Below are 15,120 nucleotides of genomic sequence, written 5' to 3'. Positions count from 1 at the left end.
TGCACCACAAGCCCGCAACCCGCTGCACGGCATGACCTTGGAAAAAATCATCCTGGCCCTCGAAGCGCACTACGGTTGGGAGGGGTTGGGTGAGCGCATTGCGGTGCGTTGCTTCACGCACGACCCCAGCGTGGCGTCGAGCCTGAAGTTTTTGCGCAAAACACCCTGGGCGCGCGAGAAGGTAGAGAGCCTGTACCTGTTCATGCTGCGCGATGTGCGCCGCAGCCAAGCCGACTGAAGTCCATCATGGCGTGGCGCTGTTGCGCGAGGCCTTCCATGAACCGAACACGGCCAAGGCACTGGGAATGAGGATCAAGGCCCAGATGATTTTTTCTAAGTTGCCTTTGACCCACGGGATGTTGCCAAAAAAGTAGCCCGCGCTGACGATGCCCCCCACCCACAGCGCGCCACCCGTGACGTCAAAAAAGGTGAACTTGCGTCGGGTCATCTGTGCCACACCGGCCACAAAGGGTGCAAAGGTGCGCACAAAAGGCATGAAGCGGGCCGCCACCAGGGTGATGCCGCCATAGCGCTCATAAAACGCATGGGCTTGGTCAAAAGCGCGGCGGTTGAAAAAACGCGAGTCCTCCCAAGCAAACACTTTGGGGCCAAAAAATCGCCCGATGGTGTAGTTGGTTTGGTTGCCTGCGACCGCTGCCACCCACAACAGTGCCACCGACAAGCCATAGTCCATCAAACCCACACCACACATGGCGCCGACCACAAACAGCAAGGAGTCACCGGGCAGAAACGGCATCACGACCAAGCCCGTCTCCACAAAGATGATGAGGAACAGCAAGGCATACACCCACACGCCATAGGTCTGCACAAAGCCCTCGATGTAGCGGTCGATGTGAAGGATGAAGTCAAGCATGAAGGTGAGGATGTCCATGCCAGACATTATCCCCGGCCTAAAATCACGGGGTGCACCCTAGCCTACAACCCTCCCGCCCGATTCGCGAACTCCCCGATGAACTGATCAGCCAAATCGCGGCTGGCGAAGTGGTGGAGCGTCCTGCGTCGGTGGTGCGCGAGTTGGTCGACAACGCGCTGGACGCGGGCGCCAGCCAAATCACGCTGCGTCTGCTGGCCGGTGGCGTGCGTTTGATCAGCGTGGAAGACAACGGCGTGGGCATTCCAGCGGCTGAACTGCCCGTGGCTTTGAAACGCCACGCCACCAGCAAGATCGACAGCCTGCATGAGCTGGAGTCGGTGGGCACGATGGGGTTTCGCGGCGAAGCGCTGGCAGCCATCCACTCGGTGTCTGAGCTCTCACTGCTGTCACGCACCGCCGCGCAAGACAGCGCCATGCTGCTGGACGGCCGCAGCGGTGAGTTGCAACCCGTGGCCCGCGCCCAAGGCACCACGGTGGAGGTGAAAGAGCTGTTTTACAGCACGCCGGCGCGGCGCAAGTTTTTGAAGACCGACAACACCGAGTTGGCACATTGTGTGGAAGCCATTCGCCGCCACGCGCTGACGCGCCCTGAAGTGGGCTTTGCCATCTGGCACGAAGGCAAGTTGGTGGAACAGTGGCGCGCGCAGCAAGGCGACGGCGCGCTGGACCGCCGCTTGGCCGATGTGCTGGGCGAGGACTTTGTGCGCGACTCGGTGCCGGTGCATTACCAAAGCGGCCACCTCACGGTGGTCGGTCGGGCTGGCATTCCAGACGCAGCACGGGCCCGCTCGGACCACCAATACGCCTATGTCAATGGTCGCTTTGTGCGCGACAAGGTGATGAGCCATGCGGCGCGCAGCGCCTACGAAGATGTGTTGCATGGCCAACGTCAACCGGTCTACGCGCTGTACCTGGAGATTGACCCCACGCGGGTGGACGTCAACGTGCACCCGACCAAGATTGAGGTGCGTTTTCGGGATGGCCGCGAGGTGCACCAAGCGATCCGCCACGCAGTTGAAAACGCCCTGGCCATTCCGCGCGCCACGCTGCTGGGCGATGGCATGCCGGAGTTGGCATCCCTGGCCTCTGGGGTGCCACTGGGCGCCCCTACTGCTGCGCCTGTGCTGCGTCCCTCAGCGCCCACTTGGCCACAGGCCAACTGGCAGCAAGCCGCCATGCCTTTGAGCGGCAACCGTGTCAGCGATGTGGGCCAACTCTGGCAGCCCAGCGTGCGACCGCCACCGATGGCGCAAGAAGACCCATCTGCTTTTGCGGTCACACCGGCCAACCCGCCCCAGCTGCCCGATGGCGACTGGCCATTGGGCCGGGCGCTGGCCCAATTGCACGGCATTTACATCTTGGCCGAGAACACGCAAGGCTTGGTGCTGGTGGACATGCACGCGGCGCACGAGCGCATCGTCTACGAGCAGCTCAAGCAACAAATGGACGTGCAAGCCATGGCCAGCCAACCGCTGTTGATTCCGGCCACCTTCACCGCCACGGCCCAAGAAGTGGCCACCGCAGAGGCCTGTGCCGAAGCGCTGCTGGTGCTGGGCCTAGAGGTGTCTGCCCTGTCAGCCAAGACTTTGGCCGTGCGTGCAGTGCCCACCAGCTTGGCGCAAGGCGATGCGGTGGCCTTGGCGCGCAGCGTGTTGGCCGAGTTGTCGCAGCACGATGCCAGCACGGTGGTGCAACGGGCCCGCAACGAACTGCTGGCCACCATGGCCTGCCACGGGGCTGTGCGTGCCAACCGGCGCTTGACGCTCGACGAAATGAACGGCCTGCTGCGCCAAATGGAAGTGACCGAGCGCTCCGACCAGTGCAACCATGGCCGCCCCACGTGGCGACAGCTGAGCGTGCGCGAACTCGATGCCCTGTTCATGCGCGGGCGTTGATGACAGCGCCCACCGTCCAACCCGATGCCTTGGCCTTGGTGGGCCCCACCGCCAGCGGCAAAACCGCAGCCGCGCTGGCCATTGCCTCGCGCTGGCCGGTGGAGATCATCAGCATGGACTCGGCCTTGGTTTACCGAGGCATGGACATTGGCACCGCCAAGCCCAGTGCCGCCGAGCTGGCCCAGGTGCCACACCATCTGATCGACATCCGCGACCCCACACAGGCCTACAGCGCGGCAGAGTTTGCCCGTGATGCCAAGACCCTGATGGCCGAGATTCGTCACCGTGGCCGACTCCCCCTGGTGGTGGGCGGCACCCTGCTCTACCTCAAGGCGCTGCGCGAGGGCTTGGACGACTTACCCACCGCCCAGCCCGCATTGCGCGCCGAGATCGAGGCACGGGCCATGCGCGAAGGCTGGCCGGCCTTGCACGCAGAACTCGCACGGGTCGACCCGATCACAGCCCAACGTTTACCGCCGCACGATGCCCAACGCATTTCGCGTGCGCTGGAAGTCTGGCAAGTCAGTGGCAAGCCCTTGTCGCAGTGGTTCAGCGAAGCCGAGGCGCAACGCAGCGCACCCGCCACGCTCAACATGCCTGTGCTGTCGCTGGAGCCACTCAACCGGGCCTGGCTGCATGCGCGCATTGGCCAGCGCTTTGACGCCATGCTGGCGGCGGGCTTGGTTGACGAAGTGAGCGCCTTGCGGCAACAGGCCGGGCTGCATGCCGATTTACCCAGCATGCGCTGCGTGGGCTATCGCCAAGCTTGGGAGATGCTGGACGAGGCACAGACGCGCCAGCTGGCGCCAGAGGTCTTGCTGCCTGTGCTGCGCGAGCTGGGCTGTGCCGCAACACGCCAATTGGCCAAGCGGCAGCTGACATGGCTGCGCAGCATGGACGATCGGGTGGTGTTGGCCTGTGATGCCGCCGATGCCTTGGCGCAAACGGTCCGGGCCGCACAGGGCTTTATTGCAGCGGGCCTTTGAGCGCGTCGGGCATCGGCAAGGGCATGACCTGGATGCCCTCGTCCAACAAGGCCTCGGTCTCCTCGGGGGTGGCATGTCCCCGAATGTTGCGCTGCTCGCGCTCGCCGTAGTGCATCTTGCGCGCTTCTTCAGAAAATTGCGTGCCCACGTCTTCGGTGTTGGCCACCACGTGGCGAACCATCTGCATCCAAGCGGCTTGCAGCTGCGCTGGGGCCATGCTGGCCACCTCTTGCGGGCTCAGGTTGGCGGGGACAGCAGAAGGCGTACTGGGCACCACCGCGTGCTGTTCCTGGTCGCTCGTGGTTGAGTTGGCGTTTGGGGTGCTGCGCGGCTCAGGCTCGCCGCGTGCGCTGCTCAAGTTCAAGCGGGGGGCGCTGAGCATTTTGGTGATGCTGGCGTCGCCGCACATCGGGCAAGTCACCAAGCCCCGAGCAAGTTGACTTTGAAAGTCATCTTCCGACGCAAACCAGCCTTCAAAGCTGTGCTGTTGGGTGCAGTGCAAATCGAGAACCTTCATGGCGCCATTATCCCGCAGCGGGGTGCTGGGGCACTGCTTGCCACGTCAAAGGCCATGCGCCGCTGAGGTGGTTTTGCAGCCAGAGCAAACCGGTCAGAGTTTTGGCATCGGTCAATTGCCCATCGCGCGACCAAGCCAGCAATTCGTCCAAGCTGGCGGTGAACACGTCCAAAAATTCGCCGTGGTCGAGCTGACGCTCACCCAGGCTCAAGCCTCGGGCAAACCAAATGTCAATGAACTCGGTGGAGTAACTGATCACCGGATGCAGCACGCCTGCATGGGCCCACTCGGTGGCCCGATAGCCCGTTTCTTCCAACAGCTCTCGTTGCGCACAGGCCAAGCGGTCTTCGCCAGCGTCGAGTTTGCCCGCCGGAAACTCCACCATCACCCGCTGCATCGGGTAGCGGTATTGGCGCTCCATCACCAAACGCCCATCGTCCAGCATGGCCATCACCATCACCGCACCGGGATGGATCACGTACTCCCGGGTCGCCACCTCACCATTGGGCAAGCGCACTTGGTCGCGAAAGGCATGCAAAAAATGACCTTTGAACACCTCGGCTTGGTGCACGGTGTGTTCAACCAAGTGTTGGTCTTGCGGTGCAAGAGGGGGCGGAGGGGCAAATGCGTTGTGCACAAATGTCATGCGGTTTTCCAGTCAAGAAATGTGGCTCATTGTGGCAGTGCGCAGACCAGTCACGCACAGGCATGTGTCGCTCACAACAGCAAAAAAGCCAGCACGCGGCTGGCTTTTGTCGAGACGTTGACTCACCACTCAGCGGCTCAGGTGCCCAGAGTTGAAACAATGGCTCGGGCGCACAGCGTCATCAAGCCGCCAGGCAACAAGCCCAGGAACAACAGCAAGCCACTGTTGATCAACAACACCAAGCGCACATCGACACTGGCAGACACGGTGCTGGCCGTGATGGGCGAGTCAAAGTACATGACCTTGACCACGCGCAAATAGTAAAAAGCAGCCAGCAAGGACATCATCACGGCAAACACGGCCAAGGCCAAGCCGCCGCTCTGCCCCGAAGTGACCAAGGCCTGCAAGACCGACAGTTTGCCGGCAAAGCCGACCATGGGCGGCACCCCCGCGAGCGAGAACATGCACAAAGCCATGACGCCAGCGTAGAGCGGACTGCGCTGGTTCAAGCCAGCAAAGTCTGCGATTTCTTCACTCTCAAAACCTTCTCGCGCCAACAGCATGATGATGCCGAACACTGCCAAGGTGGTGAGCACATAAGTGATCACATAGAACATGGCAGAGCTGTAGGCATTGGCCGCCGCAGCGGTACTGCCATTGACCACGCCAGAGAGCAAGCCAATCAACACAAATCCCATTTGAGAGATGGTCGAAAAGGCGATCATGCGCTTGAGGTTGGTTTGTGCAATGCCCGCCAAATTGCCAATCAGCAACGACGCCACCGACAAGACCATGAGCATTTGCTGCCAGTCAATCGCCAGTGGCAACAGGCCCTCCACCAGCAAACGCATGGTCATGGCAAACGCAGCCAACTTGTGGGCGCCACCGATCATCAAGGTCACCACGGTGGGCGCACCTTGGTAGACGTCAGGCACCCACATGTGGAAAGGCACCACACCGAACTTGAAGCCCAGGCCGCAGACCACAAACACCAGACCCAAGACCAGCACTTGGTGGTTGATGCGACCCGTGGAGACCGCCTTGAACACCAGGGTGATGTCCAGCGATCCTGTGGCACCGTACAACATGGACATGCCGTAGAGCAAGAAGCCACTGCCCAAGGCACCCAACACAAAATATTTCATGGCAGCCTCTGAGGCCGTGCCGCTGTCGCGACGCAAAGCCACCAAGGCATAACTGGACAAGGCCAACAACTCCACGCCCAGGTAGAGCACTAAAAAGTTATTGCCCGAAATCATGACGTACATGCCCAGCAAGGCGAACAAGCCCAAGGTGAACAACTCGCCACCGGTTTGGAGCATGTCACGGTCGGCCGCATAGGGTCGGCCATACACCAAGGTCACCAGCACGGCCAAGGTGGAGAAGCACTTCAACCAGTTGCCCATGGGGTCTGACACCACCATGTTGCCAAAGCTGTAGACGGTGGTGCCTGCACTGGCATCGAGTGCTTGCAGCACAGCGACCAAGGACAAGGTCATCAACGACAAAACATAAGTCGACTGACGGCGTGGGGACTTGTCGAACAAATCCAACATCGCAATCACGATGGTCATCACCAACAGAATCAGCTCAGGCAACAACGCAGCAATGTTCAGCTTTTCAATCATTTCTTATCCCTCTTTATTGGGGCAACTTGGACAGCGCGACATGTTTGAGCAAATCAGCCACTGAGGTGTCCATCACGTCCGTGAAGGGTTTGGGGAACAAGCCCATGGCCAACACCGCAAGGGCCAACAAGGCCAGCATCAAAAATTCGCGGCTGTTGATGTCGGTGAGTTCTCGCACATGGTCATTGGCGATAGGGCCCAGGTAGACGCGTTTGACCATCCACAGGGTGTAGGCCGCGCCAAAGATCAGTGCTGACGCAGCGGCAGCGCCAATCCAGAAGTTGTATTGGATGGCACCCAAAATGACCATCCATTCGCCGACAAACCCGGCCGTGCCTGGCAAACCGCAATTGGCCATGGCAAACAGCAACGCAAAGGCGGCAAACTTGGGCATGGTGTTGACCACGCCGCCATAACTGGCGATTTCTCGCGAGTGCATGCGGTCATACAAGACGCCGATGGACAAGAACATGGCCCCCGACACAAAGCCGTGGGCAATCATTTGCACCAAAGCGCCAGACACGCCGAGGTCGTTGAAGATGAAAAAGCCCAAGGTGACAAAACCCATGTGGGCCACCGAGGAGTAAGCCACCAGTTTTTTCATGTCTTCTTGCACCATGGCCACCAAACCCACATAGACCACGGCCACCAAAGACAGCGCGATCATGAGCCAGGCAAATTCACGCGCAGCGTCGGGTGCAATGGGCAAGGAAAAGCGCAAGAAACCATACGCACCCAGCTTGAGCATTATGGCGGCCAGCACGGCAGAACCACCCGTGGGCGCTTCCACGTGCACATCAGGCAACCAGGTGTGCACCGGCCACATCGGCACCTTGACTGCAAAGGCTGCGAAGAAGGCAAAGAACAACAAGGTTTGCGCGTTGGCTGGCAAGGGCAGTTTGTGCCAAGTGGCCAAGTCAAAACTGCCACCCGATTGGGTGTACAGGTAGATCAAGGCGATCAGCATCAGCAAAGAACCAAGCAAGGTGTAGAGGAAGAACTTGAAGGCGGCGTAAATTTTGTTCGGCCCACCCCAGATGCCAATGATCAGGTACATGGGGATCAAGGTGGCTTCAAAAAACACATAGAACAGCATGCCGTCGATGGCGCTGAAAACGCCAATCATCAAGCCGCTCAAGATGAGGAATGCGCCCATGTATTGGTTGACGCGCTCGGTGATGACCTCCCAACCGGCAATCACCACGATGACGGTGATGAAAGCGGTCAGCAGCACAAACCACAGCGACAAACCGTCAACACCCAAGTGGTAGAACACATTGAAGCGTTCAATCCAAGAGGCTTTCTCGACAAACTGCATGGCCGAGGTACCGAGCTCGAAGCTGTTGTACAGAGGAACGGTGACAGCCAGACTGACCAAAGAGCCGATGAGGGCAATCCAACGCACGACTTTGGCGTGGTGGTCATTCCCGAAGGCCAACAAAACGACGCCGAAAAAAATTGGCGTCCAAATGGCAAGGCTCAACAAACCCATTTCTTATTCTCCTTATTTGAGCCAGACGAACCAGGTCATCAGCAAGAACACGCCCAAGATCATCACCAAGGCATAGTGGTAGAGGTAACCCGATTGGAAGCCTCGTGTCACCGAAGACACCCAGCCCACCAACTTCCATGAACCGTTGACGATACCGCCATCGATGATGGCTTGGTCGCCCCCCTTCCACAGCCCGGTCCCCAAAGCATGTGCGCCTCGGGCCAAGACGTTTTCGTTGAACCAGTCCAGGTAGTATTTGTTTTCCAACAAGGTGTAGATGGGTTGGCAAGCGCGCTTGATCGCCGCCGGCACAGCGGGGTTGACCATGTACATGTAGTACGAACTGGCCACGCCAGCCAAGGCCAACCAGAATGGCAGCGTGGTCAAAGCATGCAAGGCCATGGCGACAGCGCCGTGGTACGCGTGGGCCAGCTCATGCATGGCATGGTGTTTCTCAGCATCGATGAAGATGGCATCTTTGAAGAACTCACCATAGAGCATGGCGTCGATGGTCAAGTAACCGATCAGCACCGAAGGAATTGCCAACAACAACAAAGGAACGGTCACGACCCAAGGGGACTCGTGGGGGCTGTGGTCATGGTCATCGTGCCCGTGATGGTCGTCATGGCCATGGTGGGCATCGGGATTTTGGTCGTAGCGCTCTTCGCCATGGAACACCAAGAAGTACATCCGGAATGAATAGAAAGCCGTGACAAACACACCGGCCAACACAGCAAAGTGCGCAAAGCCAGCACCTGGCAGATGGCTCTCAGCCACGGCTTCGATGATGCTGTCTTTGGAGTAAAAGCCCGCAAAGAACGGCGTACCAATCAAAGCCAAGGAACCCAGCAAGGAGGTGATCCAAGTGATGGGCATGTACTTGCGTACGCCGCCCATCCAGCGGATGTCTTGGTTGTGGTGCATGCCCATGATGACCGAGCCTGCGCCCAAGAACAACAAGGCTTTGAAGAAGGCATGGGTCATCAAATGGAACACGGCCACCGAGTAAGCCGAAGCGCCCAAGGCCACCGTCATGTAGCCCAGCTGTGACAAGGTGGAGTAAGCCACCACGCGTTTGATGTCGTTTTGAATCAGACCCAAAAAGCCCATGAACAAGGCGGTGATGGCACCGATCACCAAGATGAAGTTCAGCGCGGTGTCCGACAACTCAAACAGAGGGGACATGCGGGTCACCATGAAGATGCCAGCGGTCACCATGGTGGCGGCGTGGATCAAGGCGGAAATGGGCGTGGGGCCTTCCATCGAGTCAGGCAACCACACGTGCAGTGGGAATTGGGCTGATTTGCCCATGGCGCCAATGAACAGGCAAATACAGATCACCGTGACCAGCATCCAGTCGGTGCCGGGGAAGGTCATGGCGCCCAATTCGGCGGCTTTGGCAAATGCCTCGGTGTAGTTCAAGGTGCCGGCATAGGCCACGATCAAGCCAATGCCCAAGATGAAACCAAAGTCACCCACGCGGTTGACCAAGAAGGCTTTCATGTTGGCGAAGATGGCCGTGGGTTTGTTGAACCAGAAACCGATCAACAGATACGACACCAAGCCCACGGCTTCCCAACCAAAGAACAACTGCAGCATGTTGTTGCTCATGACGAGCATCAACATGGAGAAGGTGAACAGCGAGATGTAGGAGAAGAAGCGGTTGTAGCCTTCGTCTTCTTCCATGTAGCCAATGGTGTAGAGGTGGACCATCAAGGAGACGAAGGTGACCACGCACATCATCATGGCGGTCAGGCCGTCCACCAAGAATCCCACTTCCATTTTCAAACCACCCACCACCATCCAGGTGTAGAGGGTCTCGTTGAAGCGGGCACCGTCGATGGCCACGCTCTTGAGCGTCATGGCCGACAGCACGAAAGCAATGAACACGCCGAGAATGGTCAAGGTGTGGGTCAGGCGACGGCCGATCCAATTGCCACCGAAACGGGTACCGAACAGGCCAGCCAAGGTGGAGCCGACCAGCGGTGCCAGCGGAACCGCCAGCAAAGTAGATGCTTGGAGGGTTTGAGTCATGTTGTCAGGTCTCCCGCAGGGCCGCCCCAAGGCAGACCTGAGCCCCCTTGGGGGGCAGTGAATACACAAAGTGATGAACGTGGGGGCTTCATGTCAACCCTTGAGCGTGTTGAGTTCATCCACGTTGATGCTGGACTTGTTACGGAACAACTGCACCAAAATCGCCAGACCAATGGCCGACTCCGCAGCCGCCACCGTCAAGATGAAGAAAACAAAGATCTGACCATTCAAGTCACCCAAGTAGTGAGAGAACGCCACAAAGTTCATGTTGACCGCGAGCAGCATCAGCTCGATCGCCATCAACAAGACGATCAGGTTTTTGCGGTTCAAGAAGATGCCGGTCACAGACAAGGCGAACAAAATCGCGCCCAACGTCAGGTAGTGGCCTAAGGTGATGCTCATGCTTGTTTCTCCGGCTCAGGGGCGGGTTCGGCGGCAGGTTGAACCGCGGCCATCTTGACCAAGGACACACGGTCACGCGCTTTGACGCGCACTTGTTGGCTCGGGTCTTGGGTTTTGGTGTCTTTGCGCGCACGCAAGGTCAAGGCGATGGCCGCGATCAAGGCCACCAACAAGATCAGCGCGGCCACTTGCACGGGGTACAGGTACTCGGTGTAGAGCAGCACACCCAGGGCCTTGGTGTTAGAGACTTGCGCCACCACCACATGGCCCACATCGGCCACTTGCGATGCGGCAGCGGCAGCGCCAGAAGCAGCGCTGTCTGGGGCCGACACAGCGACAGGCGTGACCACCGTGGCAATGGGCGACACGCGGGGCTGGCTGGCACGGAAGCCACCCAACAACACAGCGGCCAATTCAAGGGCAATCACGGCGCCCACCGTGGCTGCCAAGGGGAAGTGGTTCCAAAAGCCCTGTCGAATGCTGTCGATGTTGATGTCGAGCATCATCACCACAAACAAGAACAAGACCATCACAGCACCCACATAGACCAGCACCAACGCGATGGACAGGAACTCTGCTTGCAGCAGCATCCAGACACCGGAGGCTTGGAAGAACGCCAGCACCAAGTAAAGGGCAGCATGCACAGGGTTACGCGCCGTGATGACGCGGAAGGCGGCAAACAGCAACACGGCTGAGAAGCCGTAGAAAAGAACCGATTGAACATCCATCATGAAATCTTTCAGCGGTATTTGGCGTCAGCAGCTTTGTTGGCTGCAATTTCGGGTTCGTAGCGGTCGCCCACAGCCAGCAACATCTCTTTGGTGAAGTACAGGTCACCGCGCTTTTCGCCGTGGTACTCAAAGATGTGGGTTTCGACGATCGAATCGACCGGGCAGCTTTCTTCGCAAAAACCGCAGAAGATGCATTTGGTCAGGTCGATGTCATAGCGGGTGGTGCGACGGCTGCCATCGGCACGTTGGTCGGACTCGATGGTGATGGCCATGGCAGGGCAAACGGCCTCGCACAGCTTGCAAGCGATGCAACGCTCTTCGCCGTTTTCATAACGGCGCAGCGCATGCAAGCCCCGAAAACGCGGCGACATGGGTGTTTTCTCTTCCGGGAACTGCACCGTGATGCTGCGCGCAAACATGTATTTGCCAGTCAAGGCCATGCCTTTGAACAGCTCGGTGAGCAAGAAGCTCGACAAAAAGTCGCGCAAGGAGAAAGGAGCGGAATGTGTGGTTGTGGTCATGATTGGTCCCATCAGTTCCAGATGTTCCATGGGGTCTGCATCCAGACACCCACCACCAGCAACCAAACCAAGGTCACGGGAATGAAGATCTTCCAGCCCAAACGCATGATTTGGTCATAGCGGTAACGGGGGAAGGTGGCGCGAACCCACAAGAACATGGTCACGACCACAAAGGTCTTGAGGCCTAGCCAAATCCAACCAGGCACCAGGTTGAACAAGGGGTTGTCCAACGGCGACAACCAGCCGCCCAAGAACATCACCACCGTCAACATGGAGACCAAGATCATGTTGGCGTATTCGGCCAAGAAGAACATGGCGAATGACATGCCCGAGTATTCGATCATGTGGCCGGCCACGATTTCAGACTCACCCTCCACCACGTCAAATGGGTGACGGTTGGTTTCGGCCAAGCCAGAAATGAAATAGACCAAGAAGATGGGGAACAAAGGCAACCAGTTCCATGACAAGAAGGTCAGGCCTTTGTCGGCCATCATGCCTTTGGCTTGGCCCATCACGATGTCGCTCATGTTGAGGCTGGTGGACACCATCAACACGATCACAAAGCAAAAGCCCATGGCGATTTCGTAGCTCACCATTTGGGCTGAGGCACGCATCGCACCCAAGAAAGCGTACTTGGAGTTGGAAGCCCAACCCGCAATGATCACACCGTAGACCTCCAGCGAGGTGATGGCCATCAAGAACAGCAGACCCGCATTGACGTTGGCCAAGGCCACATCAGGACCAAAAGGAATCACCGCCCAGGCAGCCAGCGCAGGCATGATGGTCATGATGGGGCCGAGCAAGAACAAGCCAGTGGAGGCTTGGGTCGGCACAATGATTTCTTTGGTCAGCAGCTTGAGGGCGTCGGCAATGGGTTGCAACAAGCCACCGGGGCCGGTGCGGTTGGGGCCTTTGCGGATTTGGGTGTAGCCAATGGCTTTGCGTTCCCACAGCGTGAGGTAAGCGACACAGCCCATCAAGGGCAGCAACACCGCCACGATTTTCATCAGGGTCCACAAAACCGGCCAAGCCATGGTGGTCCACCATGCTTGGGACGACAGGGCCAGACCTGCGTTGAAAATTGCGTCCACCATCACAGAGCTCCTTCCAACTTCGCATCAACCGGAGGTTGCTTGGCATCAACCGAAGGTTGTTTGGCATCCGCCGTGAGCTGCAGCGACGGTGCGCGGCGCACCAAGCTGTCGAGCTGGTAAATCGCGGCCGTGGCAGGTTGCCCAGCAGCAGGGCTGGCATCCACGCTGGCACTGCAAGCGTTGGACAACAACGCCGTCACATCGGCAGGAATGGCTTGGGCACGCACTTCGTCGATGGTCTCGAACGCAAAACCCGGCACATGCAGCATCGAACCCAAGACGCGCAACACTTTCCAGGCGGGGCGGGTTTCGCCCAGAGGTTTGACCACGCCGTGGAAGCTTTGCACGCGGCCTTCGGTGTTGATGAAGCTGCCTGCTGTTTCTGTGAAAGGTGAGATGGGCAACAGCACATCGCTGATGTCCAGGTTGGTTTTGAACGGTGACAAGGTGACCACCATCTCGGCTTGACCGATCGCCTGTGCAGCCGCGGCACCGTTGGCAGCGTCGAAAGCTGGTTCTGTGTTGAGCAACACCACGGCTTTCAAACCACCGGCCAACATCTGGCCTGCGTTCAAGCCACCAGCCACAGGCAAGGCACCCACCACTTGGGCGCCCACGGTGTTGGCGGCTTCACCCAGGTAACCCACTGTGGCACTGGTTTGCGCCCCAATCCAATTGGCCAAACTCAACAAGCTCGACGCTTTGGCGTGGTGCGCTGCGGCATTGCCCAACACAATGGCTTTGCGTTCACCGCCCGTCAAGGACTTGGCGATGGCTTGCGCTTGAGCGTTGCTGGCGTCGCCCGCCACGGGTGCAGCAGCACCCGTGATGGCACCCACTGCAGCGGCCACATCGGCCAAGGCTTGCACCCAGTGGGCAGCATCTGCCAACAAGGTGTTGGCCACCGGCATGGCCCAGTCGTAGGACTGGTCGTTCAAGGCATTCAGTTTGGCACCGTTGCGCACCGCTTGGCGCAGGCGTTGTGCCATCAAAGGCTGGTCTTTGCGGATGTTGCTGCCCACCACCAACACACGCTGCAATGTGCTCAGCGATGCCAATGAAGTGCCCAACCAACGCGTTTTTACGTCGTGTTGGAAGTCTGCGGCACGCAAACGCGTGTCGATGTTTTGGCTGCCCAGTCCGCGCATGAGAGACGCGGCCAAGAACAATTCTTCGGCGGTGCTGTGCGGGCTGGCCAGGGTGCCGATGGCCTGTGCGCCATGCTGGGCTTTGACGCCTTGCAGGCCATTGGCCACGTACTCCAAGGCGGTTTGCCAATCCACTTCTTTCCACGCGCCACCTTGCTTGAGCATGGGGGTGGTCAAGCGGTCGGCGCTCTCCAGGGCTTCGTAGCTGAAGCGGTCGCGGTCGGCGATCCAGCACTCGTTGACGTCTTCGTTTTCCAAGGGCACGACACGCAGAACTTGGTTGTTCTTGACTTGAACAATCAGGTTGGCACCGGTGGCGTCATGCGGGCTGACCGACTTGCGACGGCTCAACTCCCAGGTGCGGGCCTGGTAGCGGAAGGGTTTGCTGGTCAGCGCACCGACAGGGCAGATGTCGATCATGTTGCCCGACAACTCGGAGTCCACCGACTGGCCCACAAAGGTTTCAATCTCGGCATGCTCGCCGCGGTGCGACATGCCCAGTTCCATGATGCCGGCCACTTCTTGGCCAAAGCGCACGCAGCGGGTGCAATGGATACAACGGCTCATCTCTTCCATGCTGATGAGCGGGCCTGCGTCTTTGTGGAACACGACGCGTTTTTCTTCTTCGTAACGCGAAGTCGAGCCACCATAACCCACCGCCAAGTCTTGCAACTGGCACTCACCGCCTTGGTCACAAATGGGGCAATCGAGCGGGTGGTTGATGAGCAAGAACTCCATCACCGACTTCTGGGCTTTGACGGCTTTGTCGCTCTTGGTGCGCACCACCATGCCTTGTGTCACGGGGGTGGCACAGGCGGGCATGGGCTTGGGGGCTTTTTCCACATCGACCAAGCACATGCGGCAATTGGCCGCAATGCTGAGCTTCTTGTGGTAGCAAAAATGCGGAATGTAGGTGCCCGCCTTTTCAGCCGCATGCATGACCATGCAGCCTTCTTGGACTTCTATCTTTTTGCCGTCGAGTTCGATTTCAACCATGGTGCTTATCCGTCAAACGTACGCCGGGACCATGCAGGTCTTGTGCGTGATGTGGTGTTCAAATTCGTGGCGGAAATGTTTGAGCATGCCGCGCACAGGCATGGCGGCGGCGTCACCCAAGGCGCAAATCGTGCG

At 58.8% G+C, this 15,120-nt stretch carries 15 protein-coding genes; 3 read left to right on the top strand and 12 right to left on the bottom strand.

Annotated features, from left to right (window positions below):
* The coding region (locus ACKWJN_RS01875; protein WP_408593986.1) for a VF530 family DNA-binding protein at positions 1–238 on the top strand (238 nt) is incomplete at its 5' end.
* Between the two features lie 6 nt (positions 239–244).
* Here the strand turns inward: ACKWJN_RS01875 and ACKWJN_RS01870 are convergent.
* A complete protein-coding gene (locus ACKWJN_RS01870; protein WP_408593984.1) occupies positions 245–892 on the bottom strand; it encodes a DedA family protein in 648 nt (215 codons plus the stop codon).
* A gap of 32 nt (positions 893–924) precedes the next feature.
* Between ACKWJN_RS01870 and mutL the strand changes: the two genes are divergently transcribed.
* Together mutL and miaA are read left to right on the top strand one after the other, a co-directional pair.
* A complete protein-coding gene (mutL, locus tag ACKWJN_RS01865; RefSeq protein WP_408593982.1) occupies positions 925–2,790 on the top strand; it encodes a DNA mismatch repair endonuclease MutL in 1,866 nt (621 codons plus the stop codon).
* Positions 2,790–3,776 carry a tRNA (adenosine(37)-N6)-dimethylallyltransferase MiaA gene (gene miaA, locus ACKWJN_RS01860; RefSeq protein ID WP_408593981.1) on the top strand — a complete coding sequence of 329 codons (987 nt, stop codon included), beginning with the start codon at positions 2,790–2,792 and terminating at the stop codon, positions 3,774–3,776. The genes mutL and miaA overlap by 1 nt, the downstream gene beginning before the upstream one ends.
* Here miaA and ACKWJN_RS01855 read toward each other — a convergent pair.
* The 11 genes from ACKWJN_RS01855 to ACKWJN_RS01805 all read right to left on the bottom strand — a co-directional run.
* Positions 3,757–4,293 (bottom strand): DUF1178 family protein, encoded by a 537-nt coding sequence (locus tag ACKWJN_RS01855; protein ID WP_408593979.1) that lies wholly within the window; start codon positions 4,291–4,293, stop codon positions 3,757–3,759. The genes miaA and ACKWJN_RS01855 overlap by 20 nt on opposite strands.
* Positions 4,294–4,300: 7 nt before the next feature.
* Positions 4,301–4,939 carry an NUDIX domain-containing protein gene (locus tag ACKWJN_RS01850; protein ID WP_408593978.1) on the bottom strand — a complete coding sequence of 213 codons (639 nt, stop codon included), beginning with the start codon at positions 4,937–4,939 and terminating at the stop codon, positions 4,301–4,303.
* A 137-nt stretch (positions 4,940–5,076) separates the two neighbouring features.
* Positions 5,077–6,567, bottom strand: coding sequence for an NADH-quinone oxidoreductase subunit NuoN (gene nuoN, locus ACKWJN_RS01845; RefSeq protein WP_408593977.1), 1,491 nt, complete (start codon positions 6,565–6,567; stop codon positions 5,077–5,079).
* A 13-nt stretch (positions 6,568–6,580) separates the two neighbouring features.
* Positions 6,581–8,059 carry an NADH-quinone oxidoreductase subunit M gene (locus ACKWJN_RS01840; protein WP_408593976.1) on the bottom strand — a complete coding sequence of 493 codons (1,479 nt, stop codon included), beginning with the start codon at positions 8,057–8,059 and terminating at the stop codon, positions 6,581–6,583.
* A gap of 12 nt (positions 8,060–8,071) precedes the next feature.
* A complete protein-coding gene (gene nuoL, locus ACKWJN_RS01835) occupies positions 8,072–10,093 on the bottom strand; it encodes an NADH-quinone oxidoreductase subunit L (protein ID WP_408593974.1) in 2,022 nt (673 codons plus the stop codon).
* A gap of 93 nt (positions 10,094–10,186) precedes the next feature.
* Positions 10,187–10,495 carry an NADH-quinone oxidoreductase subunit NuoK gene (nuoK, locus tag ACKWJN_RS01830; protein WP_100132908.1) on the bottom strand — a complete coding sequence of 103 codons (309 nt, stop codon included), beginning with the start codon at positions 10,493–10,495 and terminating at the stop codon, positions 10,187–10,189.
* Positions 10,492–11,223: an NADH-quinone oxidoreductase subunit J gene (locus tag ACKWJN_RS01825; RefSeq protein ID WP_408593990.1), complete on the bottom strand. Its 732-nt coding sequence runs from the start codon at positions 11,221–11,223 to the stop codon at positions 10,492–10,494. Before ACKWJN_RS01825 ends, nuoK begins: the two co-directional genes overlap by 4 nt.
* 11 nt (positions 11,224–11,234) lie before the next feature.
* Positions 11,235–11,747 carry an NADH-quinone oxidoreductase subunit NuoI gene (gene nuoI / locus ACKWJN_RS01820; RefSeq protein WP_408593972.1) on the bottom strand — a complete coding sequence of 171 codons (513 nt, stop codon included), beginning with the start codon at positions 11,745–11,747 and terminating at the stop codon, positions 11,235–11,237.
* 11 nt (positions 11,748–11,758) lie between these two features.
* Entirely contained in the window at positions 11,759–12,841 is a 1,083-nt protein-coding gene (gene nuoH / locus ACKWJN_RS01815; RefSeq protein WP_408593970.1) for an NADH-quinone oxidoreductase subunit NuoH, read from the bottom strand.
* On the bottom strand, positions 12,841–14,985 hold the full coding sequence (nuoG, locus tag ACKWJN_RS01810; RefSeq protein WP_408593968.1) for an NADH-quinone oxidoreductase subunit NuoG: 2,145 nt from the start codon (positions 14,983–14,985) through the stop codon (positions 12,841–12,843). Before nuoG ends, nuoH begins: the two co-directional genes overlap by 1 nt.
* 12 nt (positions 14,986–14,997) lie before the next feature.
* A partial coding sequence (locus ACKWJN_RS01805) for an NADH-ubiquinone oxidoreductase-F iron-sulfur binding region domain-containing protein (RefSeq protein ID WP_408593988.1) occupies positions 14,998–15,120 on the bottom strand: 123 nt, incomplete at its 5' end.

The organism is Limnohabitans sp. (genome assembly GCF_046052825.1).
GTDB lineage: Bacteria > Pseudomonadota > Gammaproteobacteria > Burkholderiales > Burkholderiaceae_C > Limnohabitans.
Note: the sequence above shows the minus strand (reverse complement) of the source record. Positions and strands in the feature narration are given on the sequence as shown.

Coding starts and splice junctions, on each gene's coding strand:
- ACKWJN_RS01870 (WP_408593984.1), bottom strand. CDS start 892: ATGGACATCCTCACCTTCATGCTTGACTTCATCCTTCACATCGACCGC.
- miaA (WP_408593981.1), top strand. CDS start 2,790: ATGACAGCGCCCACCGTCCAACCCGATGCCTTGGCCTTGGTGGGCCCC.
- ACKWJN_RS01855 (WP_408593979.1), bottom strand. CDS start 4,293: ATGAAGGTTCTCGATTTGCACTGCACCCAACAGCACAGCTTTGAAGGC.
- ACKWJN_RS01850 (WP_408593978.1), bottom strand. CDS start 4,939: ATGACATTTGTGCACAACGCATTTGCCCCTCCGCCCCCTCTTGCACCG.
- nuoN (WP_408593977.1), bottom strand. CDS start 6,567: ATGATTGAAAAGCTGAACATTGCTGCGTTGTTGCCTGAGCTGATTCTG.
- ACKWJN_RS01840 (WP_408593976.1), bottom strand. CDS start 8,059: ATGGGTTTGTTGAGCCTTGCCATTTGGACGCCAATTTTTTTCGGCGTC.
- nuoL (WP_408593974.1), bottom strand. CDS start 10,093: ATGACTCAAACCCTCCAAGCATCTACTTTGCTGGCGGTTCCGCTGGCA.
- nuoK (WP_100132908.1), bottom strand. CDS start 10,495: ATGAGCATCACCTTAGGCCACTACCTGACGTTGGGCGCGATTTTGTTC.
- ACKWJN_RS01825 (WP_408593990.1), bottom strand. CDS start 11,223: ATGGATGTTCAATCGGTTCTTTTCTACGGCTTCTCAGCCGTGTTGCTG.
- nuoI (WP_408593972.1), bottom strand. CDS start 11,747: ATGACCACAACCACACATTCCGCTCCTTTCTCCTTGCGCGACTTTTTG.
- nuoH (WP_408593970.1), bottom strand. CDS start 12,841: ATGGTGGACGCAATTTTCAACGCAGGTCTGGCCCTGTCGTCCCAAGCA.
- nuoG (WP_408593968.1), bottom strand. CDS start 14,985: ATGGTTGAAATCGAACTCGACGGCAAAAAGATAGAAGTCCAAGAAGGC.